Annotated in this window: 8 protein-coding genes and 1 tRNA gene; 5 read left to right on the forward strand and 4 right to left on the reverse strand. The window is 65.8% G+C overall.

From position 1 onward, the window contains the following. Positions 1–216: 216 nt before the first annotated feature. Complete coding sequence (locus K307_RS29475) at positions 217–1,758, reverse strand: RNA-guided endonuclease InsQ/TnpB family protein (RefSeq protein ID WP_051975222.1); 1,542 nt, start codon at positions 1,756–1,758, stop codon at positions 217–219. Continuing rightward, positions 1,739–2,380 (reverse strand): IS607 family transposase, encoded by a 642-nt coding sequence (locus K307_RS29480; RefSeq protein ID WP_042884451.1) that lies wholly within the window; start codon positions 2,378–2,380, stop codon positions 1,739–1,741. Before K307_RS29480 ends, K307_RS29475 begins: the two co-directional genes overlap by 20 nt. Before the next feature lie 197 nt (positions 2,381–2,577). Here K307_RS29480 and K307_RS29485 point away from each other — a divergent pair, with 197 nt between their 5' ends. After that, entirely contained in the window at positions 2,578–3,615 is a 1,038-nt protein-coding gene (locus tag K307_RS29485) for a Fe(3+) ABC transporter substrate-binding protein (protein WP_042884453.1), read from the forward strand. A gap of 31 nt (positions 3,616–3,646) precedes the next feature. Here the strand turns inward: K307_RS29485 and K307_RS29490 are convergent, their stop codons facing one another. Both K307_RS29490 and K307_RS29495 read right to left on the reverse strand, forming a co-directional pair. Beyond that, positions 3,647–4,321, reverse strand: a complete 675-nt coding sequence (locus tag K307_RS29490; protein ID WP_042884454.1) for a HEAT repeat domain-containing protein — start codon at positions 4,319–4,321, stop codon at positions 3,647–3,649. A 135-nt stretch (positions 4,322–4,456) separates the two neighbouring features. Then, positions 4,457–6,100: an ABC transporter permease gene (locus tag K307_RS29495; RefSeq protein ID WP_042887533.1), complete on the reverse strand. Its 1,644-nt coding sequence runs from the start codon at positions 6,098–6,100 to the stop codon at positions 4,457–4,459. Positions 6,101–6,231: 131 nt separating this feature from the next. Between K307_RS29495 and K307_RS29500 the strand changes: the two genes are divergently transcribed. The 4 genes from K307_RS29500 (at position 6,232) to K307_RS29515 (ending at position 10,395) form a co-directional block, all read left to right on the forward strand. Then, entirely contained in the window at positions 6,232–7,371 is a 1,140-nt protein-coding gene (locus K307_RS29500; RefSeq protein WP_080745428.1) for an ABC transporter ATP-binding protein, read from the forward strand. A gap of 69 nt (positions 7,372–7,440) precedes the next feature. Next, positions 7,441–8,805: a replication-associated recombination protein A gene (locus K307_RS29505; protein ID WP_051975461.1), complete on the forward strand. Its 1,365-nt coding sequence runs from the start codon at positions 7,441–7,443 to the stop codon at positions 8,803–8,805. Positions 8,806–8,921: 116 nt separating this feature from the next. Further along, a complete protein-coding gene (serS, locus tag K307_RS29510) occupies positions 8,922–10,226 on the forward strand; it encodes a serine--tRNA ligase (protein WP_042884456.1) in 1,305 nt (434 codons plus the stop codon). A gap of 79 nt (positions 10,227–10,305) precedes the next feature. Then, positions 10,306–10,395: transfer RNA gene (locus K307_RS29515), tRNA-Ser, on the forward strand. The last annotated feature ends 51 nt before the right edge of the window (positions 10,396–10,446 follow it).

The following is a 10,446-nucleotide window of genomic DNA, read 5'->3' on the forward strand; positions in this document are numbered from 1 at the left end:
CCTGCGCGAGGTCCCAATCCCGGATTCCAGTCGACCAGCGCTGCGGATGACGCGCGCGTGCGGCTTGATATACCGCTGTGCGTCGCGCCAGCACGCCAGGTGCTTCGCCGCGGTGCCGCTGGTTCGGCGTGACGTACTTCAAGCCGCTGTGGCAGTGTTCCTCGTTGTACCAGCGCACGGACCTGAGCACCCATTCATTTGACCGCTCTTCCAAATCTAAGCAAGCCTACGCATCGCTGATGGCGACGTCTTTGCAGATTTGGACGCGCGGTCACCAACCCGAGCGCGCGGTAACGCGCGCATTCGCTGCCGGTACTCCGGCAGGCGCATTGAATTCACATTGGCGCCCCCTCTCGGGACTCCCGTCCATCCTTGCGGATGGAATCGCCAATCACACCGCCCGATAGTCTGAACGGGGCCCGAGCAGGGCAGATGGGAGCAGTCCACAGCGTCGCCGACTTGCGTCAGCAGCCGCCGCAGACCGTTTTGACAGGCATTCTCGTCGCGCAGGTGGCAGGTGCCGCAGCCCGGGCAATCCCACTCCCGAATTGCGGGCGCTATCCCGCCCTCGACAACGTGACCACACGCATGGCACGTTCGCGTGGTGCCGGTTTCATCCAGCACCAGCGCATGCTTTCTGGAGCGCGTCGCGACCCACGAGACAATGTCCTTGAATGCACCGTGCATCGTTCTGTTTCTTACCGCGCGGTTGTATTTGCGGCCCTTGCCGTGGTTGGTGTTCTCCGGCACGTAGTTGCCGATCCCAATCACGTCGTAGTGCCTGCAGAGCTGGTTCGCCAGCGAATACATGAAGTGCTTTTTCTGTTCTCGCACTTTGGTTTGCATTCGCTCCACAGCGTCGTCCAAACCCTTCCAGCGGCGACTGGGACGCCAATGCGTCGACACCGTGCCATCGCCGTGGACGGTATCTACCCACAGCGACTTTGCTATGCACCGGTCACGCAGACTCGTTAGCCGATCGAGAATGCGCTCCGACTCCTTCAACTTCTCAAGATTGGACAATTCGAAGGCGCGCCCCTCAGTATCCAGAGCGTAGCCAAAGTTCTTCAGGTTCGGATCGATGTAGACCACGCGCGTGCCGCGTTGCCTGGCCTTCTTCTGCCCCTTGAACGTGAACACAGCGAAATAGCGGTCGCGGCCCTCGCGGACGATCCGGCAAGTGCGAGCGCTCGCGATCTCCTTGGGTGTCTTCTCCATCTTCAGGCGCAGCGACAGCCGCTGTCCTTGCGCGTTCGCGCCGAACGATAGGTTGAGCCAACCGAACTGGGAAACATTCCAGCCTTTGCCTGGCTCGTCGTATTCCAGGCTCATCCAGTGCTTGGCCCATGCCTTGTACTTGACCCAGCCCACGTCTGGGCCGCAGCGCTGTCCATTCTTCGACTTTCGATGCGAGGCAATGGCCTTGGCCATGCGCAGCGCGACATTCTTCAGCGGTGAAGAAAACACGCAGCGCAAGAACGGATGACGCTCCTTGAGCGGCGGCACGAGGTTGCGAAGCCCGATCTCGGAATAGACCTCCGACAGGAGCTTCTTGGTTCGCGCCTCATCAAGATAGCCATAGCCGCCGACGATGGACAACTCCGCCATGCGCGTCTCGACTTCGTCCTTGAGTCGATTCCATAGCCAGTTGCAGATTTTGGATTGCCCGTCGAGCTTGCCCGCAGCATCAGCGTCCACCACCAGACGGACCTTCCTCGCGAACTGGATAGTGGTGGGATCAGCCCTCTTGAATGGCATCTGCAGCCTCTTTCAGGGCTTTCATGGCGTGACGATTCTTGTGGGAACGGCTGCCATAGAGGCGCGCCGAAAAGACGGTAATGATCTCAAGCACGTCGCAGGCAAGATCCTCCTCATACGTCGAATCGCCTTTGGCATTGATGATGACGACTTCCGTTCCGAATTGCTCGCACAGAGCAAAAACGAGCTCTGCACCAAATCGCAAGAGCCGGTCCTTGTGTGTGATGACAAGCCGATCAACGCCTCCGGCACAGATACGTTTGAGCAGTTGCTTGAGGCCCTTCTTCTCATAGTTCATGCCGGAGCCGAGATCCCGGATGAGTTCGAAGGGCCATCCCTTCGCAGCGCAGAACGACTCCAGCACCTGGCACTGACGCTCCAGATCGGCCTTCTGGTCGTGGCTGGAAACGCGCGCATAGGCGAGCGTAGTACGCCCGCGCTCTGCTTCCTCGACCTTCTTGCCGGCCAACTCCATTAGAGCGGTCAAATTATAGCGACGATGACCACCCGGAGTCCGATCGGCGGAGATCTTCCCGTCGAACTCCCATCGGCGAAGCGTGCCAGGGTGGATGCCCAGCATCGCGCACGCCTCCTTCATCGTAACTTTAGCAAGTATGCTCATGGGTGATAATAATTGCACACCTATAAGCAGTTTACAAGGGGCTGCTCACTTGCCCCACTCAACCGGCCACCAACATTACAGAAATGTAATTTGACCGACTGAACAAGAATCAATATTGTTTCCCGCTATCCGGAATCCAATAACCGGGCGGCCCCGGATGCAGGCGGCTGCCCAAAACATGCTGGGGAGCCATCCGCGTGAAGACCAATATCCGAACCTTGCTGCCGCGCGCCGCGGCACTCGCCATCCTGGCGCTGCCGCTTGCCGCCGCTGCCCAGGAAAAGGTGCTCAACCTCTATACCGCGCGGCACTACCAGACGGACGAGGCGCTGTACAGCAACTTCACCAAGCAGACCGGCATCAAGATCAACCGCATCGAAGGCCAGGAAGACCCGCTGCTGGAGCGCATCCGCAATGAAGGCGCCAACAGCCCGGCGGACGTGTTCATCACCGTCGATATCGGCCGCCTGTGGCGCGCCCAGCAGGCCGGCGTATTCGCCCCGGTCAAGTCGAAGGTGCTGGAATCGCGCATCCCGGCCAACTACCGCGATCCCAATGGCGAGTGGTTCGGCTTCTCGGCGCGCGGACGCGTGATCGCGTACAACAAGACCGCGGTCAAGGCGGGCGATATCGCCAGCTATGAAGACCTGGCCGACCCCAAGTGGAAGGGCAAGGTCTGCACGCGTTCCAGCGGCCATGTCTACAACCTGTCGCTGGTGTCGAGCCTGATCGCCCACGACGGCGAGGCGCGTACCGAGCAATGGGCACGTGGCGTGGCAGCCAACCTGGCGCGCGTGCCCAAGGGCGGCGATACCGACCAGTTGAAGGCCGTGGCCGCCGGCGAGTGCGACGTCGCCATCTCCAACACCTACTACATCGCGCGCCTGCTGAAGTCGACCAAGCCGGAAGACAAGGCCGTGGCCGACAAGCTGGGCGTGCTGTGGCCGAACCAGTCGAGCCAGGGCGTGCACATGAACATCTCCGGCGGCGGCATGCTCAAGCATGCGCCGAACAAGGAAGCGGCGGTCAAGTTCCTGGAGTACCTGGCCAGCGACGAGGCGCAGCGCTACTTTGCCGACGGCAACAACGAATGGCCGGTGGTGCAGGGCGTCAAGGTCAGCAACCCCGCGCTGGACGCGCTGGGCACGTTCAAGGCCGACAGCATCAACGTGGCCGAGCTGGGCAAGTACCAGCCGCAGGCGCAGAAACTGGTGGACCGCGCCGGCTTCAAGTAAGCACGCAAGTCCCGCGATAACGCGGTTCCTGCTACAGTAGGAACCGCTTGTTCCCCGTCACCTGGGTCGGCTCGATCTTGCGGAAGGTCAGCTTCACGCTGCTGTTGAGCCGCCGCCCGGCCTGCCGCCGCACCAGCGCCCGGTGCAGCAGGCCCTTGTGCCCGACCGTGCCTTCCGCGTACGGCTGGTCCGTGGCCACGCCCAAGGCCATCGTCGCCAGCGCCTGGTTGCGCTCGGCCGCACTCTTTTCCAGCAGCTTGTCCAGGGCCATGCGCGCGCGCACCTGCGCGGCCAGCGCGGTGTCGCCGGGATTGGCGCGGGCGCGCTCGGCGTCCCACGGCAGCTGCAGCTTGCCGGCCAGGCGGCGCAGCGCGGCGCGCAGCTCGGCACTATCCATACGGGTTTCCTGCACGATCCAGACCGCGTCATGGCGCACGGCTGCTTCGGCATCGGCCATGCGGCGCACCAGCGCAGGCTGCAGCTCGGGGGATGAGAACTGCCGCGAACGCCGGATCGCATTCAGCGCGATGCGGCGCACCTGCGGGTTGGCGTGATCCGCCAGGTCGGCAATGACGCGCGCGGCGGCATTGGCAGAGTCGATCATCTCGGCCAGTTGCCCGGCCAGCGAGATTTCTTCCACGCCGCTCAGCTTGTTGCGGCTGACCAGCCGGTTCAACTTGAACAGCAGGATGTGGTATCGCAGCATAGGCCCCCGTCATGCGTTCTGGCGCGGCAGGCATGCCGCTGTTCTTGTCCCGGGCGAGCGCCGGGCCATGAAAGGCTATCGGCGCAGCACGCCGGGACTTTAGGGCAAACGGTTCCGGAGCCGGGGAGCGTGCGATCAGCGTTGCGCTTCGCGCCGGATCGTGCGCGACAGCACGATTACCGGCAGCAGGCCGACCGCCACGATCACCAGCGAGGCGGTGGCGGCTTCGGTCAGGCGCTCGTCGGCGGCGAGGTTGTAGGCCTGCACCGCCAGCGTGTCGAAGTTGAACGGGCGCATCACGAAAGTCGCCGGCAGTTCCTTCATCACGTCGACAAAGACGATCAGCGCCGCGGTCAGCAGGCTGCCGCGCAGCATCGGGAAATGCACGCGCCGCAGCGTGGCGCCGGGGCCGTGGCCAAGGCTGCGCGCGGCGGCGTCCATGCTGGGCGTGATCTTGCCCAGCCCGGCGTTGACGGTCTGCAGCGCGACGCCGAGAAAACGCACCAGCAGCGCATAGACCAGCGCCGCGATGCCGCCGGTCAGCAGCAGCCCGACGGACAGCCCGAAGTGCTGCTGCAGCCAGGCCGACATCGCATTGTCCAGCCGCGCCACCGGCACCAGCACGCCCACGGCGATGACTGAGCCGGGCAGTGCATAGCCCATGCCGCACAGCCGCGTCAGCCCGCGCATCAGCCAGCCACGGCGGCCGTTGGCCGCGCGCGCGGCGTAGCCGACCGCCAGCGCGACCACCACCGCCGCAAGTGCCGTGGCGCTGGCCAGCAGGAAGCTGTTGCGCACCAGCCCGACAAAGCGCGGGCCGAACTGCGCGTCGCCGTCGGTGAAGGCCATGCGGCACAGCATCAGCGCGGGAATCAGGAAGCCCAGCAGCACGGGCACCGCGCACACCGCCAGCGCCAGCCAGCCGCGCGCGCCATCCAATGTCCAGGCCACGGCGCGGCGCTGGTTGCCGTAGACCTGCGCGCGGCCGCGGCTGGCGCGTTCCATCAGCAGGATGGCGGCGACGAACAGCAACATGCACGCCGACAACTGCGCGGCGGCGTTCTTGTCGCCGAGCGAGAACCAGGCACGGTAGATGCCGGTGGAAAAGGTGGGGATGGCGAAGTAGGCCACCGTGCCGAAGTCGGCCAGTGTCTCCATCATTGCCAGCGCGGTGCCGGCGACGATGCCGGGACGCGCCAGCGGCAGCACCACGCGCCAGAGCCGGCTCCACGTGCCGTGGCCGAGCAGCCGCGCGGCTTCGAGCGTGTTCTGGGTTTGCTGCAGGAAAGCGGCGCGCGCGGTCAGGTAGACGTACGGGTACAGCACCAGCGAAAACAGCGCGATTGCCCCGCCCAGCGAGCGGATCTCCGGGAACCAGTATTCGCGCGCCTTCCATCCGGTCAGCTCGCGCAGCCAGCCCTGCAACGGCCCGGCAAACTGCAGCGCATCGGTGTAGGCGTAGGCGATCACGTAGGCCGGCATCGCCATCGGCAGCACCAGCGCCCATTCCATCACCGAGTGCCCGGGGAAGCGATAGGTCGACACCAGCCAGGCGGTGGTCACGCCCAGCAGCAGCACGCCCGCGGCCACCCCCAGCAGCAACCAGACCGTATTGAGCACGTATTCCGCCAGCACCGTGTCGATCAGGTGGCGCCAGGTGTCTCCGGCCGGAAGCAGCACGGCCGACGCGATCACCAGCACCGGCACGGCGATCAGCAACGCCATTGCCAGCGTGGCGAGGGTCAGGGGATGGAAGCGGCGGCGGCTGGACAGGAGCATGCGTCGGAAAGTGAGCGGAAATGCGTCGCGCAGCGCACTGCGTGGCGCGGGCTGCCGCATTCTAGCAATGCGGGGCATGCCGCGACCGCTGCGGGGGAGCGTTGTCCGCACTGTATCCCTATAATGCGCACATGCGAACCGATTCCTATTCCCGATTACCCGGGGCCCAGGCCCGCAGCCGGCCCGCCACCCGCGCCGGCGCGGCCGGGGCAGCAGATAGCGCCGCCAACGCCGCCGTCATCGAGGTGGACCATATCCGCCACGCCTTCGGCCGCCACGCGGTGGTCAAGGGGCTGTCGTTCTCGGTGCCGCGGGGCAATGTCGCCTGCCTGCTCGGGCCGAGCGGCTGCGGCAAGACCACGGTGCTGCGTGCCATTGCCGGCTTCGAGCCGCTGCAGGACGGGCGCATCGTGCTGGACGGGCAGACGGTGTCCTCGTCCGGATTGATGCTGGCGCCGGAACAGCGCCGCATCGGCATGGTGTTCCAGGACTATGCGTTGTTCCCGCACCTGGACGTGGCTGGCAACGTCGGCTTCGGGCTGACGCAGGCGAGCCGCGCCGAGCGCACGGCGCGGGTCGATGAGGTGCTGAAGCTGGTCGGCCTCGCCGGCGCGGGTCCCAGGTATCCGCATGAGCTCTCCGGCGGCCAGCAGCAGCGCGTGGCGCTGGCGCGCGCCATGGCGCCGCGGCCGGAGTTGCTGCTGCTCGACGAGCCGTTCTCCAATCTCGACGTCGACCTGCGCGAGCGCCTGAGCCTGGAAGTGCGCGCGATCCTGAAGGCGCAGGGCACTACCGCCATCCTGGTCACGCACGACCAGTACGAGGCCTTTGCCATGGCCGACGAGATCGGCGTCATGCACGACGGCGTGATCGAGCAGTGGGGCAGCGCGCACGACCTGTACCACCGCCCGGCGTCGCGCTTTGTCGCGGGCTTTATCGGGCAGGGCGTGCTGATGCGGGGGCGCCTGCGCGCCGGCTCCGGGATCGACCTTGAGCTGGGCCTGCTGCGCCCCATTGCGCCGCTGGCGCTGCCCGAAGGCGCCGCCGTCGATGTGCTGGTGCGCCCGGACGACATCATCCACGACGACGCCAGCCCGATGCGCGCCGAGGTGGTCCACAAGGCTTTCCGCGGCGCCGAGATCCTGTACACGCTGCGCCTGGCCAGCGGCGGCCGCGTGCTGGCACTGGTGCCGTCGCACCACAACCACGCGGTGGGAGAACTGATCGGCATTCGCGTGGAGATCGAGGACGTGGTGGCGTTTGCCGCGTAGCAGGCACGAGAGCCTTGGGGTGCCGATGGTCTACACTGTGGCGTTCTGCATTCACAAGGCTTGACTACCGTGGCGGACACGCTGTTCTCCGATACTCCCGACCGTTCCCGGCAACCGCTGGCCGAGCGCCTGCGCCCGCGCACCATCGACGAGGTGATCGGGCAGCAGCACTTGCTGGGTCCCGGCAAGCCGCTGCGCGTGGCGTTCGAGTCGGGCGAGCCGCATTCGATGATCCTGTGGGGCCCGCCCGGCGTGGGCAAGACCACGCTGGCGCGGCTGATGGCCGATGCCTTCGACGCCGAGTTCATCGCGCTGTCGGCGGTGCTGTCGGGCGTCAAGGACATCCGCGAAGCGGTCGAGCGGGCCGAGCAGTTCCGCGCGCACGGCCGGCGCACGCTGGTGTTCGTCGACGAAGTCCACCGCTTCAACAAGAGCCAGCAGGACGCGTTCCTGCCGCATGTGGAAAGCGGGCTGTTCACCTTTATCGGCGCCACCACCGAGAACCCCTCGTTCGAGGTCAACGGCGCCTTGCTGTCGCGCGCGGCGGTCTACGTGCTCAAGAGCCTGGACGATGCCGAGCTGACCCAGCTTGCCATGCGTGCGAGCGAGGAACTGGGCGGCGTGACATGGCAGGACGAGGCGCTGCAGCTGATCGTGGCCTCGGCCGACGGCGACGGGCGCAAACTGCTGAACAATATCGAGATCGTGGCGCGCGCCGCGCGCACCGCCGGTGCAGCCCAGATCGATACCGCGCTCCTGGGCAGCGCGCTGTCGGAAAACCTGCGCCGCTTCGACAAGGGCGGCGACGCCTTCTACGACCAGATCAGCGCACTGCACAAGTCCGTGCGCGGCTCCGATCCCGACGCCGCGCTGTACTGGTTCTGCCGCATGATCGACGGTGGCGCCGATGCGCGTTACCTGGCGCGGCGCATCGTGCGCATGGCGTGGGAAGACATCGGCCTGGCCGATCCCCGTGCCGCGCGCATCACGCTGGACGCGGCGGAAACCTACGAGCGCCTGGGCTCGCCCGAAGGCGAACTGGCGCTGGCGCAGGCGCTGATCTACCTGGCGGTGGCGCCCAAGTCAAACGCCGGCTACAACGCCTATAACGCGGCGCGCGCCTTCGTCGCCAAGGACAAGTCGCGTGCGGTGCCGGTGCACCTGCGCAACGCACCGACCAAGCTGATGAAGGAACTCGGCTACGGCCACGCCTACCGCTACGCGCACGACGAGCCCGAGGCCTACGCCGCCGGCGAACACTACTTCCCGGACGACCTGAAGGCGCAGGGCTGGTACCAGCCGGTGCCGCGCGGCCTGGAAGGCAAGATTGCCGAGAAGCTGCGCCACCTGCGTGAGCTGGACGATGCCTGGCACCGCGAGCAGCGCGCCGCCAAGTCCAGGGACGGTGGCAAGGGCGGCAAGGCGAGCGAGTAGGCCCTGACTGGACAGCGGCGGCATCCCGCCGCTGTTTGCTCGTGTGCGGCCATGCGGGTGCAGTAAAATGGCGGGTCCGCCGGCATGTCGCTGGCCCTGCACTTCACCAAAGCAACATGCTCGACATCCAGCTGTTCCGCAAAGACATCGACGCCGTGGCGCAACGCCTTGCCACGCGCGGCTACCAACTCGACGTGGCGGCGTTCCAGGCACTCGAGGCCGAACGCAAGCAACTGCAGACCCAGACCGAGGAACTGCAGGCCCGCCGCAACAGCCTGTCCAAGCAGATCGGCATGCTCAAGGGCAAGGGCGAGGACGCCTCGGCCGTGATGGCCGAAGTCGGCGGCATCGGCGACACGCTCAAGGCCTCGGCCGCGCGGCTCGACGAGATTCAGGCGCATCTGTCCGAGCTGATGCTGTCGATCCCCAACCTGCCGCACGAAAGCGTGCCGGTGGGCAACGACGAAACTCAGAACGTCGAGGTGCGCCGCGTGGGCGAGCCGCGCCAGTTCGACTTCGAAGTGCGCGACCACGTCGACGTGGGCGAGAAGCTGGGCCTGGACTTCGATACCGCGGTCAAGGTGACCGGCTCGCGCTTCTCGATGCTGCGCGGCGGCCTGGCGCGCATGAACCGCGCCCTGGTGCAGCTGATGCTCGACACCCATACGCAGGATCACGGCTACACCGAGATGTGCGTGCCGTACATGGTCAATGCCGCGTCGATGCGCGGCACCGGCCAGCTGCCCAAGTTCGAGGAAGACCTGTTCAGGGTGCCGCGCAAGGTCGGCAGCGAAGATGGCGAGCGCATCGAGAATTTCTACCTGATCCCGACCGCCGAGGTACCGCTGACCAATATCGTGCGCGACGCCATCGTCGCGGGCGAGAAGCTGCCGCTGCGCTTCGTCGCGCATACGCCGTGCTTCCGCTCGGAAGCGGGCTCGTACGGCAAGGACACGCGAGGCATGATCCGCCAGCACCAGTTCGACAAGGTCGAGCTGGTGCACGTGGTGCCGGCCGGGCAATCGTTCGAGGCGCTGGAGGAACTGACCGGCCACGCCGAGGCCATCCTGAAGAAGCTGGAACTGCCGTTCCGCACCATCGTGCTGTGCACCGGCGACATGGGCTTCGGCAGCACCAAGACCTACGACCTGGAAGTGTGGATCCCCGCGCAGAACACCTACCGCGAAATCAGCTCGTGCTCGAACATGGGCGACTTCCAGGCGCGCCGCATGCAGGCGCGCATGCGCGTGGGGCAGGGCAAGCCGGAGCTGGTGCATACGCTCAACGGTTCGGGCCTGGCGGTGGGTCGCACGCTGGTGGCGATCCTGGAGAACTACCAGAACGCCGACGGCTCGGTCGGGGTGCCGACGGCGCTGCAGCCGTACATGGGCGGCATCACGCGCCTGGAGCCTGAGGCATAAAAAATCCGTAGCCAGCCTCTTGCATCGGCCTGCAGGACATGGCTATAATCTCGGTTTCGCCACAAGGCAACAAGTTACCGGAGAGGTGGCAGAGTGGTCGAATGTACCTGACTCGAAATCAGGCGTACCGGCGACGGTACCGTGGGTTCGAATCCCACCCTCTCCGCCATTTATAAGAAGCTGTCCGGTTCGCCGGGCAAGCAACAACCTGTAGTTACCC

The organism is Cupriavidus necator A5-1 (genome assembly GCF_000744095.1).
Lineage (GTDB): Bacteria > Pseudomonadota > Gammaproteobacteria > Burkholderiales > Burkholderiaceae > Cupriavidus > Cupriavidus necator_A.